This window comes from Bacteroidota bacterium (assembly GCA_035506275.1).
Lineage (GTDB): Bacteria > Bacteroidota > Ignavibacteria > UBA10030 > UBA8401 > JAGVPT01.
The window spans coordinates 188,811-204,736 of the sequence record DATJPT010000019.1 but is presented as its reverse complement, the minus strand read 5'-3'; the positions used below and the strand labels follow the sequence as shown (position 1 = coordinate 204,736).

The 15,926-nt window shown below is 53.8% G+C and carries 12 protein-coding genes; 8 read left to right on the top strand and 4 right to left on the bottom strand.

The genetic code is table 11. The features are described 5' to 3' along the window. Nucleotides 1–44 precede the first annotated feature (44 nt). From ileS to VMF88_14145, 4 genes are all read right to left on the bottom strand, one after another. A complete protein-coding gene (gene ileS / locus VMF88_14160) occupies nucleotides 45–3,206 on the bottom strand; it encodes an isoleucine--tRNA ligase (GenBank protein HTY12201.1) in 3,162 nt (1,053 codons plus the stop codon). Between the two features lie 83 nt (nucleotides 3,207–3,289). Continuing rightward, nucleotides 3,290–4,117: a purine-nucleoside phosphorylase gene (locus VMF88_14155; GenBank protein HTY12200.1), complete on the bottom strand. Its 828-nt coding sequence runs from the start codon at nucleotides 4,115–4,117 to the stop codon at nucleotides 3,290–3,292. An 80-nt stretch (nucleotides 4,118–4,197) separates the two neighbouring features. Beyond that, nucleotides 4,198–4,725, bottom strand: coding sequence for a DivIVA domain-containing protein (locus VMF88_14150; protein HTY12199.1), 528 nt, complete (start codon nucleotides 4,723–4,725; stop codon nucleotides 4,198–4,200). Nucleotides 4,726–4,736: 11 nt separating this feature from the next. Then, nucleotides 4,737–5,453: a YggS family pyridoxal phosphate-dependent enzyme gene (locus VMF88_14145; protein HTY12198.1), complete on the bottom strand. Its 717-nt coding sequence runs from the start codon at nucleotides 5,451–5,453 to the stop codon at nucleotides 4,737–4,739. 189 nt (nucleotides 5,454–5,642) lie between these two features. Between VMF88_14145 and VMF88_14140 the strand changes: the two genes are divergently transcribed. From VMF88_14140 to VMF88_14105, 8 genes are all read left to right on the top strand, one after another. Next, nucleotides 5,643–7,067 (top strand): tetratricopeptide repeat protein, encoded by a 1,425-nt coding sequence (locus VMF88_14140; protein ID HTY12197.1) that lies wholly within the window; start codon nucleotides 5,643–5,645, stop codon nucleotides 7,065–7,067. An 84-nt stretch (nucleotides 7,068–7,151) separates the two neighbouring features. Then, nucleotides 7,152–8,015 (top strand): shikimate dehydrogenase, encoded by an 864-nt coding sequence (gene aroE / locus VMF88_14135; GenBank protein ID HTY12196.1) that lies wholly within the window; start codon nucleotides 7,152–7,154, stop codon nucleotides 8,013–8,015. A gap of 25 nt (nucleotides 8,016–8,040) precedes the next feature. Then, nucleotides 8,041–8,913: an ATP-dependent sacrificial sulfur transferase LarE gene (gene larE, locus VMF88_14130; protein HTY12195.1), complete on the top strand. Its 873-nt coding sequence runs from the start codon at nucleotides 8,041–8,043 to the stop codon at nucleotides 8,911–8,913. An 85-nt stretch (nucleotides 8,914–8,998) separates the two neighbouring features. After that, nucleotides 8,999–10,069, top strand: coding sequence for a response regulator (locus tag VMF88_14125; GenBank protein ID HTY12194.1), 1,071 nt, complete (start codon nucleotides 8,999–9,001; stop codon nucleotides 10,067–10,069). 29 nt (nucleotides 10,070–10,098) lie between these two features. Next, entirely contained in the window at nucleotides 10,099–12,336 is a 2,238-nt protein-coding gene (locus tag VMF88_14120; protein HTY12193.1) for a response regulator, read from the top strand. 85 nt (nucleotides 12,337–12,421) lie between these two features. Next, nucleotides 12,422–13,252, top strand: coding sequence for a helix-turn-helix domain-containing protein (locus VMF88_14115; GenBank protein HTY12192.1), 831 nt, complete (start codon nucleotides 12,422–12,424; stop codon nucleotides 13,250–13,252). Nucleotide 13,253: 1 nt separating this feature from the next. Continuing rightward, a complete protein-coding gene (ligA, locus tag VMF88_14110) occupies nucleotides 13,254–15,281 on the top strand; it encodes an NAD-dependent DNA ligase LigA (protein HTY12191.1) in 2,028 nt (675 codons plus the stop codon). A gap of 101 nt (nucleotides 15,282–15,382) precedes the next feature. Then, the gene (locus tag VMF88_14105) at nucleotides 15,383–15,922 is read left to right on the top strand and encodes a hypothetical protein (GenBank protein ID HTY12190.1); all 540 of its coding nucleotides are present in this window, start codon (nucleotides 15,383–15,385) and stop codon (nucleotides 15,920–15,922) included. Nucleotides 15,923–15,926: the final 4 nt, after the last annotated feature.

Below are 15,926 nucleotides of genomic sequence, written 5' to 3'. Positions count from 1 at the left end.
TGTTCCTCAGAATGGATGGAAGATGAATTAATTTCCTACGTATCTTATCTCGCCCGTTCGATGCTGATATCGCATTCTTCGCCGTTCACGTTCTCTTTCGCCGATATCTCTCCGGCATGCAATGTGGAAATAATGTTGATTGCCAGCGTTTCACGGGCGATGTAGTCGTGCATTGCTTCCAACGCCCGGTTCAAAAGTTCCGTTCCGCGATAATAGATCGAAATCCTGTCGGTCACGTCAAAACCGGCGTCCTTCCTCATATTCTGGACCCGGTTGACGAATTCGCGGGCAAACCCCTCGTTCCTCAGGTCCGGGGTAATTTCCGTATCGAGGGCAACCGTCAATCCGCCGTCGGCCTCGACGAGCCATCCGTGGAGGTCTTCGTGCATCACCTCGATATCTTCGTTCGTGATGGAGAACGTACTGCCGTTGACAGGGAGGGCAAACGTGCCGGCCTTCTGGAGCGTCGTGATCTCCTGCGACGTCATTTCACGGACCTTCGCTGCGACGGCCTGCACCTGCTTGCCGTATTTTTGTCCCAGCGACCTGAAGTTCGGTTTGGCTTTCTTGAGCACGATGTCCGATTCATCATGGACGAATTCGATGGACTTCACGTTGATCTCTTCCAGGATCACGCTCTCCATCTTCATAATGGATCGCTTCTGCTCTTCGTTGGAAATCGGCACGATGATTTTCTTGAGAGGCTGCCGCACCTTGAGGTTCGACTTCATCCTCATCGCGCGGACGATTCCGACAATGCGCATTGCCCTTTCCATCCGCTCTTCAAGTTCCCGGTCGATCGCCTCATCTTCGACACGTTGAAACGTCGAAAGATGAACCGATTGGAATGGTTCCCGTTTTGTGACCGAATTCAGCCCCCGGTAGAGTTCATCCGCCAGAAACGGGGCGAACGGCGCCATCATCTGCGTCACGGCGACCAGGCATTCATACAACGTTTGATACGCAGCGGTCTTGTCTTTTCCTTTCTCACTCTTCCAAAACCGGCGGCGGTTCCTTCGAACATACCAGTTGGAAAGCTGATCTATTGTGAAATCGCTCACTGCCCGCGCCGATTTCATGATGTCGTACTCGTCCATGAACCGGCCGTACGACCCGACGAGCGTGTTGAGCGACGAAAGGATCCAGCGATCGATCTCCGCCCGTTCCCGGACCGGGATGCGGGCTTCGCTATATGTGAACTTGTCAATATTCGCATATAGGGCGAAAAATGAATACGTATTGACCAGCGTGCTGAAGAACTTCCTCTGAACTTCCGCGATTCCATCCTCGTCGAACAGCGTCGGCCGCCAGACGGGACTGTTCGCCACCAAGTACCAGCGCGTCGCATCGGCGCCATATTTCTCGATCAAGTCAAACGGGTTGACGGTGTTCCCCTTCGACTTGGACATTTTCTGCCCCTGCTTGTCGAGGATGAGGTCGTTGACCAGGCAATTTTTGAACGCCGGCTTGTCGAAAAGGAACGTGCCGATCGAATGAAGCGTGTAAAACCAGCCGCGTGTCTGGTCGATCCCTTCTGAAATGAAATCCGCCGGATACGCCTTCTCGAAAATGTCCTTGTTCTCGAACGGATAATGCCATTGCGCAAACGGCATGGCTCCCGAGTCGAACCAGACGTCGATCAGCTCCGGCGTCCGCTTCATGGTGCCGCCGCATTTTTCGCACGCGAAGGTGACGGGGTCGACCGACGGTTTATGGAGATCGACCGGCTGGGGGAAATTTTTCCCTTGCTTTAATTCCTCGATGCTGCCGATACATTTCTGATGACCGCATTTCTCGCAGACCCAGATCGGCAGCGGCGTCCCCCAATAACGATCGCGGGACAACGCCCAATCCTTGTTTTCTTCCAGCCAGTTCCCGAACCGGCCCGAGCCGGTCTCTGCGGGAATCCAGTTGATCTGTTTGTTCAGCTCGATCATTCGCGGCGCATACGTCGTTGTGCTGATGTACCACGAGTCGCGCGCGTAATACAAAAGCGGCGACGAACAGCGCCAGCAGTGCGGATAACTGTGAAGATACGCTTCCTTCTTGTACAGAATGTTACGCATCCTTAAATCCTGTATTATCTCCGCATCGGCATCCTTGACAAATTTTCCTTTATAGTCGGTGACCGTTTCGTCGAACTCGCCTGATTTATTGACGGGGTGGATCGTCGGTAATCCGTACTTCCGTCCTATCTGATAGTCGTCTTCGCCGTACGCAGGGGCCATGTGAACGATCCCTGAACCGTCTTCAGTCGTGACGAAATCGGCCTCGACAACGTACCATCCTTTTTCTTTTGGTTGATGATAATTGAAGAGACGTTCGTATTCTTTTCCGGTCAGCTTCTTGCCGGTGAACTCCGCAACAATGCTATACTTTTCCTTCAACACGCCGAGCCGGGCCTTTGCGAGGATAAGAAAATCTCCGGTCCCGGCGAGCGCATGCTCTTCGCCGGTCATTAACTCAACTTTGACGTATTCAACCTCCGGATGGACCGCCAGGGCAACGTTGGAAATGAGCGTCCATGGCGTGGTCGTCCACACGAGGAAGTAGGTGTTCGTCTCCCCTTTCACTTTCATTTTGACGTACACGCTCGGATCTTTTACGTCCTTGTATCCCAGCGCGACTTCATGCGACGAGAGGGGCGTTTCACAGCGGGGGCAATACGGCTGGATCTTGTAACCTTTGTAGATCATCCCCCCGTCGAAATACCGTTTGAGCGCCCACCAGACCGATTCCATATACTCGTTGGTGAACGTGATGTACGGGTCGGAAAGATCGACCCAGTATCCCATGGTGCGGGTCATCGATTCCCATTCGGTCTTGTATTTCCAGACCGATTTTTTGCACTCCTCGTTGAACTTCTCGACACCGTAGGCAAGAATATCGTCCTTGTGTTTGATGCCGAGCATCTTTTCAACTTCGATCTCGACGGGAAGACCGTGAGTATCCCAGCCTGCTTTCCGAGGAACCCGGAATCCGCGCATCGTCTTGTAGCGGCAGACGATATCTTTCAGCGAGCGGGCCATGACGTGATGAATTCCGGGACGGCCGTTTGCCGTCGGCGGGCCCTCATAAAAAGTGAACTGGGGTTTCCCTTCGCGCGAAGTAATGCTCTGCTCGAAGATCTTTTCCTTTTCCCAGAACGCAAGGATCTCTTTTTCAACGCTCGAATAACTTATTTTGTCGGTCAGCTCTTTAAACATGAAGAATAATCAATAATGAAGAATCCATAATCAAGAATGGTAGGACACGCCATTGTCCAGCATCAACTTTTCATTCTTCGTTTTTAATTCTTAATTGTTCTTACCACCTCTTTCATAATCGCCGTCAGCTTCGGCTCGGCGGCCATTGCTGTCGCGACGATCTCGTCCAGCTTTGCCGGCGCCAGCGAATCAGGGAAACACTCGTCGGTAATGATGGAAAACCCAAGGACGCGCATCGACATGTGCACGGCGACAATGCATTCCGGCACCGTCGACATTCCGACCACATCCCCGCCGGCGCCGCGAAGGAAACGGTATTCGGCGCGCGTTTCAAGGTTCGGACCGGGAACCGCGATGAACACTCCTTTCTGCACTTTGATCTTCAGCTCCCGCGCAATGCGTTCCGCCAGCGCAATCAGCTCTTTCGAATACGGTTCGGACATGTCCGGGAATCGCGGGCCGAGTTGTTCGTCGTTCGGACCGATCAGCGGGTTATCGCCGAGCAAGTTGATGTGGTCGGTGATCAGCATGATATCGCCGCGGACAAAAAGCGGATTCATTCCCCCCGCTGCGTTGGAGACCAGCAGCGTATTCACGCCCAGGAATTTCATCACTCTGACGGGGAACGTGATCTGCTGCATCGTGTAGCCTTCATAATAATGAAAGCGCCCCTGCATCGCGACCACGCTCTTTCCGCCAAGCGTTCCGAAGATCAACTTGCCGTGATGGGATTCGACCGTCGACAGAGGAAAATGCGGAATATCTCCGTAATCGATCACGAGATCGGCGTTGATCTCCTTTGCCAGTCCGCCGAGCCCGGTGCCGAGGATGATTCCGATCGACGGCGACGCCGAGGTCTTCGTCCGTAAAAAACTCAACGCCTCATCAATTTGCTTCCGCAGGGGAGACATTCCGTAGTTTCGATTTACCGTTGCCGATCTGCGATGACCGCATCGTATCCGTTCATTGCTTACTGTCTTCTGAACGCTGACTAGAGCTTTTTAATAATCTCATCGATTTCGATCGAGTCTTTTCCCGTTCCCCGCGACAAATCCTTTGTCAGCTCATCATCGTCCACTTCGAGCGCCTTAATAAGTTCGATCTCGGAATTCAGCAGCACTTTCAGGCGGCTGACGATCGACTCCTTCTTTGAGCGGAGGGTTGAGATCTCTTCTTTCGTTCTGGAAAGGTCGATGCGCGCCCGGTCGAGAAGCTGGTTGGCTTTCAGCTCAGCCTCCTGAATGATCAGCTGCCCCTCTTTGCGGGAATTCTCGATCGACCGTCCGCTTGCCTCCTGAGCCTGCATCAGCGTCTGCTGGAGGGTTTTCTCCATCTGCCGGTAATCGCGAAGTTGGGTCTCGAACTCGACGAGCTGCGTGTTCATCTCCTTCGTCTGCCGCAGTAATTCCGCAAACTCGTTCGACATCATGTCCAGAAACGAATCTACCTCAACCGGATCGTACCCGCGAAGAACTTTCTTGAACTCCTGCTTCTTGATGTCAAGAGGTGTGAGTTTCATCGATGCCTCCTTCAGTGAACGTTTGGTTTTGGCCTTGTCCCGAAAATCGCGGTGCCGATGCGCACCATCGTCGAGCCTTCCTCAATTGCTACCGTGAAGTCGTGCGTCATTCCCATCGAAAGATGCTTCAGCGGCTCATGAAGAATGCGGGAGGAATTAATCTCATCAAACACTGTTCTCAGCATCCGAAACGACGCGCGGGATTGTTCCGGGTCCGGCATGAAAGCGCCGATCGTCATCAATCCCTGCACCCTGATGTTCGGCTGCGTTGAAATTTTCCTTATCAGATCGATCGCAGCATTCGGCGCTACGCCGAATTTCGAATGCTCTCCCGACGTATTCACCTCAATCAAAACGTCGATCGTGCGGCCGATGCCAGCCCCCCTTCTTTGGATCTCGGCTGCAACGCTTTCGCTGTCGACCGAATGGATCATGTGAATCCAATCGGCGATGAACTTTACTTTGTTCGACTGGAGGTGGCCGAGGAAATGCCAGCGGACCTCCGGGTTTGTCACCTTCAGCCGCTTCTCTTTGACCTCCTGGACATAGTTCTCGCCGATGTCAAGAAGTCCGGTCTTGACGACCTCCTCAATCTCCTGAAACCCGAACGTCTTGGAGACTGCGATCAACGCGACGGAGTCCGGATCTCTTCCTGCCGCGATACAGGATTTTTTGATCCTTTCCTGTATATTTTTAACGTTTTCAGCGATCATTTGCGGCTTGAACATTAAATATAGCTCATTATTGCTTCAAAAACAATAAGGAAGAGGGCCTAACTGCACCTCGTTTACCTTTCCAGTTTAACTGCATATCGAACTCCCCTTACATTCATACGGGTTGCCCTGCCGCTATTGACTTCCAACGGCTTTTTTGTTTTATTCAAGCAAGCATCACACCGCCAACCAATCGTAGACCATATGTCTCATTTGGAGTCCGACAACTTCGACGATGAGTTAGGAAGCCAGCCCCCTCGGCGCAACGACAGAAATGAGGAGATCGAGCGCTATAAGGATATCCTGAAAAAGGGGGGAAATGGGATCAGAACAATCGAAGCGCTGGAAGAGATCGTCGACTTCTATTTTGAACAGGAAAAGTTCGACGAAGCTCTTCATTTTGCCGACCAGCTGATCGAGTTCGTGCCGTACAGCTCCGACGCATGGGTACGCCGCGGCATGATCCTGAACAATATGTACCGGTATGATGAAGCGATCGACTGCTATGAGCACGCGATCCGTCTCAACCCGAACGAAGGCGAGATCTATATCAATCTCGGGATCACCCTTGACAATGCCAATAAAGTCGATGAAGCCCTCGAGAGCTTTGAGAAAGCGCTGGCGATCGAACCGGGGAGCGAAGAAGCGCTCTTCAACAAAGCAGTGACGCTGGAGAAGATAGAAAAATACAGGGATGCCGCCGAAATATTCGAGTTCCTGCTGAAGGAAAACAAAGAGAACAAGGACGCGCTCTTCGAGCTCGGATTCTGCTACGACTTCATGGACCGGCTCGAAGAATCCCTGAAGTGTTACGACGAACATCTCAACCTAGATCCGTACAACTATAACGCATGGTACAACCGCGGGATCGTCCTGAACCGGATGGGGGACTTCACCAGGTCGATCGACAGCTATGACATGTGCATCGCCATCAAGGATGATTTCGGTGCCGCCTGGTACAACAAAGGAAACGCCTTCGCCAACATGGGAAAATTCCACGAGGCGATCGAATGCTACTCCCAGACGCTCCGGTATGAATCGAAGGACGTTCCGGCGTGGCACAATATGGGGAACGCGTACGAGGAGCTAGGAAATTATACGGAAGCGATCAAGTGTTTTACGCAAGCGATCAAATACGACAACGAGCATTACGAGTCGTTCTTCGGACGAGGAAGCTGCTACGACACGCTCGAGCAGTACAAGAAAGCCCTCCAGGACTATAACCGGGCACTGGAGATCTGCCGCGACTACCCGGAACTATGGTATGCAAAGGCCGATGTCGAATACAATTTGGGAAAATACAGGGAATGCCTTATCGGCTACAAGATGGTCGTTCAACTGGATAAGAAGAATTACGAGGCATGGTTCGATTACGGCGATACCTTGTTCGAGCTTGGATATCTGAAGGAAGCGTTAAAGGCGCTGAACCGCTGCATAGAGATCAACCAGCAGTTTGCGGAAGCGTACTACACCCGCGCAAAGGTCCTCTTCGTGATGAAGCGGATGCTGGATGCCGTCGACTCGCTGAAATCTGCATTCGCGCTGCACAGCGACCTTCGCAAGAGATTCGAGACCGAGTTCCTGGGGGTCAAGTCGATAAAAGAGTTTTCTTCGCTGCTTCAGCGGTGAGCATTTTCCATACGGTGCGGTCGACATCCGAAACCTAATCCCGGAACGGCGAGATTAGGTTTTTTAATTTGCGGAACATCGAGCATGAAATCAGAACGGCAACAGCGCGTCGGCATTATCGGCCACCCGATCGGGCACACTCTTTCACCGGCCATGCACACGGCTGCGTTCAACGAACTCGGGCTCCCCTTTACGTATGGCGTTTTTGACGTTGTGGATGAATTTCTTCCCCCCCTCTTCACCTCCATCCGGAAGAACGGTTTTGCAGGGTTTAATGTCACCATTCCCCACAAACAGCACGTCATTCCTCTTCTTGATGAGATCACCGGAGATGCAAAGGCCATGGGGGCGGTGAACACCATTGTCAATGACAATGGAAAGTTTGTCGGCTACAACACCGACGTTGACGGGATCGAGCGGACTCTTGCACACTTTAAAGGGCGTATTCAGAACGCTTCGGTTGTGCTGCTCGGAGCCGGAGGAGGAGCGCGGGCTGCGGCCTATGCCATTGCGAGAAGCTTCTCCCCCGCTTCCATTCGGCTTTATAATCGAACGGCGGCAGGAGCGGAAAAAATTGCCGGCGAATTCGCGAAAACCTTCCCGAAGATCATGTTCGATGTCGTCCATGAGCGTCAACACCTCTCGGGCGTTATTGGCGAATCGGCGCTGGTGGTCAATACCACTCCTGCGGGAATGACGCCCAATATAGAAGCCCTTCCAATCTCGCCGGCAATTCGATTTTCAAATAAGCAAATAATTTTCGATATTATATATACACCTCTAGAAACGGCCTTTTTGCGCAAGGCAAAAGAGGAGGGGGCGGTAACGGTCAACGGCGTGGAGATGTTTGTTCAACAAGGGAGAAAAGCCTTTGAGTTATGGACGGGCAAAGTTTTTCCCGCTGAAACGGCCCGTCAAGCGGTCTTGAATGCACTAAAAGCCGGCTGAGCCGTTTTGATTCACCGATTATTCATTGAGAAAAAAATTGGAAACGCTTTCGGAGCAAACACAAATAAAGTATAACCGCCTCCGTTCGATCGTAGCCGAGTTGGGTTCGGTCGTGATAGGATACTCGGGGGGCGTCGACAGCACGCTCCTGCTGAAAGTGGCGACCGACGTACTGGGAAGCAATGCGATCGCCGTGATCGGAAAATCGGCGACATACCCGACGGCAGAATACGAGGAAGCGGCTTCTCTCGCCAAAAGTTTAGGCGCGCGGTACATCGAGGTTGGAACCGAAGAGACCGACGTGCTGAAGTTTCAGGAGAATCCGCCGGACCGCTGCTATTTTTGCAAAACAGAGCTCTTCGGCAAACTGACCGACATCGCCAGGAAAGAGAACATCGCATGGATCGCCGACGGCAGCATCACCGACGACGCGGGGGATTTCCGTCCGGGGATGAGAGCAAAAAAAGAGAACGAGGTCCGCTCTCCTTTACTCGAAGCCGGATTGTCGAAAAATGACGTGCGGGAAATTTCAAAACATTTGAAGCTGCCGACGTGGGACAAACCGTCGTTCGCCTGCTTGTCATCCCGTTTCCCCTACGGTTTCGGCATCACCAAAGAGAACTTGACGAAGGTGGACCGCGCGGAGACCCTCCTGAGAAATGCCGGCTTCAAATATTTTCGCGTCCGCCATCACGACGAGAAAACGGCGCGTATCGAAGTCGGACCCGAAGAGATCCAACGTCTGCTGGATGATCCGCTGCGGCAGTTTCTTGTCGCAAAACTGAAAGAGATGGGGTTTACCTACGTCACCCTTGACCTTCAAGGGTACAGAACGGGCAGCATGAATGAAGTGCTGACCGCCGAGGCGAAAGAATCATACGTAAAGGGGGTCTCATAAGGACTCCCCGAATCGGCCACCTCCGCCCGCACCATTCTTTGGGGCGGACCACGGAAAGCATTGAAGCAGCTTTACAATATCTCTCATGGCAGCAGAATCGGATAACAATCGACGCGCGATCAGCGAACTCCTGAAATCCGCAGACAGGTCGATCAAGGACAACAACCTCGATGCAGCCTTGGGCTTCATCGAGCGCGTCTTTGAGATCGAGCAGCGGAACGTCTACGCGCGCGCATACAAGGAACGGATCCTTGCGTTAAAGGATGCCGAGGCGAAGGATCTTGCAGCAACGATAAAAAAGGACCCGGCATCCGTGAAAACGGCGCCCCCCGCCGAAAAAAAGAAAGCGGAAGAACCGATCCCTCTCGACCTCCCGGTGAAACCCGCACCGGTTCCACGGCCGAAAACATCGCTTCCAAAAACCGCCGGACTTCACATCCCACATTCCCCCGCGGCGCTCGAAGCGTACCGCACCTTGCTTACAGAAATATGGTCGGATGGCAACGTAAGCGCCGACGAACAGGCCCAGATCGATTCCATGAAAGACACGTTCGAGATTACCGAGAAGGACCATGAAGACATCGAACGGCAGGTCCGGATCGAGGCGTACCTCGGCGCCATCAGAGAAGCGTGGAAAATGGGGGTGACCTCGTTCGTCGATATCCGCAGGCGATTTAAGATCACGGACCAGGAACACCTGAGCGTCGAAGAAAAGATCAACCAGTTCCTGCAATCGCTGAAAGCGAAGGGGACCATCCTGCTTCTCGACGACGACAACTCCTTCCTCAGCGTCATTAAGGACGTATTGACCGAAGCGGGGTACACGTGCTTTGCCGTGAATTCCGGCGAAGAGGGATTGACCGCCCTCGACAACATCACGCCGGACATCGTCGTTTGCGACATTGACTTCGTCAAGCCCAAGATGAACGGCTTTACCTTCTACGAAAAATTCCGCGCGATCGAACGATTTGTCGACGTGCCTTTTATTTTTATGAGCGGACTCGACCAGGATATCGTCGTCCGGGCGGGAAAACAAATGGGGGTCGACGATTACCTCACGAAGCCATTCGATGCAGAACTGCTCATGGCGACCATCGAGGGGAAACTAAAGCGTTCGCGGGAAATCAAGCGGGTAAGACAGACATCAAAAACCTGAGACCCTTCTACAGGCCGATCGTTTCACAAATGAGAAATTTCTTTCTAAAGCTCCGGGCATTTTTCCAGAACTTAGGCCTCGTGGAGCAGGCGCAGATCGTTGCTTCGACCGCGGTCGTCGTGATCATGGTGACGATCATCAGCGCGAACATCGTCCTGAACCTCGAGCTTACCCCGTTCGACTTCATCTCCATCATTACCGTCGGCATCATCGGCTTCGCCAGCGTGTATTTCTCGCTGAAATACGGCCGCCAGCTCGAAGCGCAGAAGAGGGAACTTGAAGCGCTCAATCGTGTCGCCGAATCGGTCAACCAATCGATCGACCTCGATTATCTTCTCAGCAACGTGCTCCAGATAGTCGTCGAACTCGCGAAGACCGAATACGGCTGGCTGTACATCGTTGACGACAAAAAGCTGGAACTCCGGAATTCACGCGGCACGGCGTTCAGCTTCTTCAACAAGCAGGCGCTTGACAACATCGAACACGTCCCGTGGATACAGAAAATTCATACTCAAAAGGAGGATTCGCTTGCCGGCTCATCCTTCGCCGACGAAAATATTCTGCGGGCGGGGATCTCCTCGTGGGTGTCGGTCCCGCTCCGCTCCGCGGACCAGTTTGCCGGGGTGCTGCTTCTCGCCACCACGGTGAAAGGATTTTTCTCCGAACGACAGGTCGATTTGATCGCGGCATTCGGCAACCACATCAACGTTGCGCTGAACAACGCCCATCTTTTCGACCGGCTGCGGAAGTCGGAACAGCAGTACGCCGACCTGTTCGAACACTCGCCGGATATGTACCACCTCGTGAACAGCGAAGGGATCGTCATCAGCTGCAACCAGACCGAGGTCCAGACCCTGGGATATATGAAAAGCGACATCATCGGCCGCCCGTTGACCCAGCTGTATCCTCCGGAATACCGCCTCAACGTGCTCGAAACGCTGCTGAAAGCGTTCGAAAACGGCCATGAATTCCGCGGAATCGAAGAGCAGATGATGAAACAGGACGGGGGCATCATCGACGTCAGCGTCAACACATCGCTTGTCTACGACGACAAACATGTTCCGGTGCTCATGCGCTGCGTTGTCCGCGACATCACCGAAAAGAAGAAACTCGAGCAGAAGATCATGCAGGCGCAGAAGATCGACAGCATCGGCAACCTTGCCGGGGGCGTCGCGCACGATTTCAACAACATCCTCGCATCGATCCTCGGCTCGTCGTCGATCATGCGCCGGCGGATGAACGAAAACGACAAGTGGTTCCCTTTCGTGGACATCATCGAGACGGCGGCGAAACGGGGTGCGTCGCTCACTCGGCAGCTGCTCACCTTTGCGCGCCGCGGAAGCGTCGAGGTCCATCCCGTTGACATTCATGGGATCCTCGTCGAAACGATCCATCTCTTCGAGCGAAGCGTCAACCCGAACATTTCCATCGTGACGAATTTCACTCCGGAAGTGGCGATCGTCAACGGCGACGAGGGCCAAATCCAGCAGGCGATGCTGAATATTTTCATCAATGCCCGCGACGCTATGCCGAACGGCGGGACGCTGACGATCGAAACATCCCCCGTGCAATACACGGAACAGGACCGAAGCACCCTTTCCGGCGAAACCCGCAGCGGAAGCTACATTGCCGTGAAAGTGGTCGACAGCGGCATCGGTATGAGCAAGGAAGTGCAGCAGCGGATGTTCGAGCCGTTCTTCACGACCAAAGAACAGGGAAAAGGGACCGGCCTCGGGTTGTCCGTGGTCTACGGCGTCGTGAACAGCCACGGCGGATACATCTCCGTCCAAAGCGAGCCGAACAAGGGAACGACGTTCTCCATCCTCTTCCCCAAACTCCCCGAGACGTTCAAATCGAGGACCGTCCGCTCCGACAAAAAAATCATCGGCGGCAAAGAGACAATCCTTGTCGTTGATGACGAAGAGATCGTGCGAACGACGATCAGCGCGATGCTCTCCGACCTCGGGTATACGGTGGAATCGACCGCCGGCGGTAAAGAAGCCCTGGAGGTCCTTTCCAAGAAGAAAAACATCGACCTCGTGCTCCTCGACATGACGATGCCGTCGATGGGAGGAAAAGAGGTGTTCCAGAAGATCCGCCGGTCAAGATCCCGGGCCAAAGTGATCATTTCGAGCGGATATTCCGATTCCGTCCTGGGGGAAGATTCATTCGCGAAAAAGGTCGACGGCTTTCTCCAGAAGCCGTACCAGATCGAGGACCTTTCCAAAAAAATTCGCGAAGTGCTGGACGGGAACCACCGATCGTAGCAGCCGCAATTCTTTTCTTGAAAAATATTCCTTCAATCCGTATGTTACGTTCGCTGACCTTTTTTGTCCATTATCATAGTGACTGATGAATACTTTCTCCGAGGAGCTGCGAAAAGAGCGCGTCGCTAAAGACATCTCTCTCGCGGACATCTCAAAAAAGACGCATATCAACGTCAAATATCTCGAAGCCATAGAACAAGGTTCGTTCGATATTCTTCCCCAGACATACGTCCGCGCGTTCATCCGTGAATATGCGATCGTGATCGGATTGGCGCCGAAAGCCGTCCTGAAAAAATTCGATGTGATGGTCAGCGGAAAATATTCCGTCGAGAACGGCGCCATGATCGGCTCGGGATGGAGCGGCACCCCGCTCCCTTCCCTGCCGGAACAGAACGCCCCTGCACCTGCCCGGCCGGGGAGCAAACCGGAATTCTTGAGGCAGAACGACAACAGAACGGTCGCGGTCGTCATCGGCGTAGTCGTCATTGCCGCGGTGCTCGTGTATTTCATGTACGACTATGCGACGCAGGAGACGAAAATGCCGATCGCGCAGGAGACCCCGTTCCAGGAAGTCGTCAAGGAACAGGAGAAGCAAATCCTTCCACAGAAAGCGGCGCTCGATACGTTCGCGGTGATCCAGGCCTCGCCGAAGAGAGACTCGCTGATCCTGAGGGCCGTGACCGTCGATTCAGTGTGGATCAGCCTCGCCAAAGACAATGCCCCTTCGCAAAATTTTATACTCCCCCCCGAAGCGTCGAGAACATGGAGTGCGGCAAAACAATTCAGGCTCTCCCTCGGCAATGCCGGCGGAATCCGCTTTATGCTGAACGGAACCGACATCGGCCGGTTTGGAAAGCGGGGCGTTGTGGTCCGGAACATCATCCTCACCCCCGAATACTTGAAAACGAAGCATTGATATGAAAGCGGGGAAATCCACTCCTCAGGCTTCCGAGGCAAAGCGACGCATTCAGGAGCTTGCCGAAAAGATCCGCGAGCACGATTACAAGTATTACGTGCTGTCGCAGCCGACCATTTCGGACGAAAAGTACGACCAGCTGATGCGCGAGCTTGCCGGCCTCGAGGAACAGTTTCCTGCGCTGCGGGCTCCCGATTCCCCCACCCAGCGTGTCGGCGGACAACCGACAAAAGAATTTCCAACGGTCACGCACAGCGTTCCGATGCTCAGCCTCGCCAATACCTATTCGGAAGAAGAACTGATCGATTTCGACCGAAGGGTCGGCTCACTGCTGAACCAGGAGACGTACCGTTATATTGCCGAGCTGAAGATCGACGGCATTGCCATCAGTTTGAAGTATGAAAACGGGATCCTTGTTCAGGGAGCAACGCGCGGAGACGGCGTCCAGGGGGACGAGATCACCAACAACCTCAGGACGATACGTTCTATTCCGCTTCGCGTTCATCCGGTGTCAAACAAACTCCGTACTTTCGAGGTGCGCGGCGAAATCTATATGAAGAAAAAAGATTTCGAGAAGATGAACGCAGAACGGGAGCTGGCAGGGGAAAAAGTTTTTGTCAACGCGCGCAATTCCACTTCCGGAACGCTGAAAATGCAGGACCCGAAAATCGTGGCGGCGCGGCGGTTGAATATGTTCTCGTATTTTCTCCGGTCGGACGATGTCCAGCTGAAATCCCATTACGAGAATCTTGAACTTCTCAAGCAGATGGGGTTTGTCGTCAACGAGCATATCCGCGTCTGCAAAACGATCCGGGACGTTAAGAATTTCTGCGACGAATGGAAGGACCGCCGCGAAAGCCTGCCGTACGACATCGACGGCGTCGTGGTGAAGGTCGATTCGCTCCGCCAGCAGGAGGACCTCGGAGCCGTCGCAAAAAGTCCCCGCTGGGCGATCGCTTATAAATTTCCCGCTCAAAAGATGGAAACGAGGCTCAACGGGATCACGCTGCAAGTGGGGCGGGTGGGAACGATCACGCCGGTCGCGGAGCTGGAGCCGGTGTTCGTCGGCGGAACAACAGTGAGCCGCGCAACCCTCCACAACGAAGACTATATCGCCGAGCTGGGGCTGCGTGTCGGCGACACGGTCGTCGTCGAAAAAGGGGGAGACGTGATCCCCAAAGTGAGCGCGGTGAATACCGCCAAGCGCCAAAAGGGCTCGAGGCCGTTCACGATGCCGAATGTGTGTCCCGTGTGCGGCTCGAAGATCTACCGCCCGGAAGGGGAAGCGGCGTACTACTGCGAAAACTCGGAGTGTCCGGCCCAGGTCCGGGGACGCATCGAGCACTTCGCTCACCGGGGAGCGATGGACATCGAGGGGTTGGGAGAAGCGGTCATCGACCTGCTCGTCAACGAAAAGCTGATCCACACGCTTGCCGACATCTACACGCTCAAGAAAGACCGGATCGTCCCCCTGGAACGGATGGGAGAAAAGAGCGCCCAGAACCTGATCGACGCGATCGAGCAGAGCAAGAAACAGCCGTTCCACAAAGTGATCTTCGCCCTCGGCATCCGGTTCGTCGGCGCGGGAGTCGCCAAGCTTCTCGCCGATTCATTCGGTACGATCGAGAGGCTTCAGGGCGCATCGTTGGAGGACCTTGAGCGCGTCGAAGGGATCGGTCCGCGCATTGCCGAGAGCGTCGTCCGCTTTTTCAAAGAGAAACATACGAGAGAACTGATCGCCAAACTGCAGCGCGCCGGCGTGACGATGAGATCCGAAAAGAAGAAATCATCGGCGCAGCCGTTCGCGGGAAAAATATTCGTCCTGACCGGCACCCTGACCTCGATGGCCCGCGACGAAGCGAAGGAAAAGATCGAGGCGCTCGGAGGAAAAGTCACGTCGAGCGTCAGCGCGAAAACAAATTTCGTCGTCGTCGGATCCGACGCCGGTTCCAAACTCGAGAAAGCCGTCGAGCTTGGCGTACAGACCGTCGATGAGAGAGAATTTCAAAAAATGCTCGCGTCGGCCTGACGACCAGCGGCGTACCGCCGAATCCTCCGCCGCGGGCGGCTTGCTTTTCACATAAACCTTTTGCAACTTTACCTAGCCAGAGAAAGAGCGATAGATTTTCTATGCTGGAATCTTCACGACTGCGGATAGGGATAGCTCTCGCACGGTTCCATTTTCGCAAGCACCGCTACCCGCAGACGGAGTTCACAAAACTGTATTCCGATGCCCGTACTGCTCTCGTGATCGTTCCCGAAAACAGCGAGCACCGTGCGCTGGCGATCCCGCTCCTGACGTCGCTCCAGAACAAGTTCCGCGGCAACAAGCTGACTGTTGTGATCTACGATTCGTTCCGCGACCTCTCGAGTTCTTTGGCGCACTGCGATGTGTTTCCGATGACCAGGGACAACATCGGTTTTTTCTATCTTCCTAAAAAGAAAGCGGTACAAAAGCTCAGCCGGCAAAAATTTGACGTGGTCTTCGACCTCAATCTTCCGATGGTCCTGCATGCGGCGTATCTTTGCCGCAGCGCCAACGCCGCGTTGAAAGTCGGCTTCGTAAAGGAAAACGGCGATAAGTTCTATAATTTTCAGCTCAAAACCTCCCACGAGAAGAGTCCGCAGCGAAGTTTTGAGCAGTTGTTACGCACGATGGCCATGTTTTGACGGA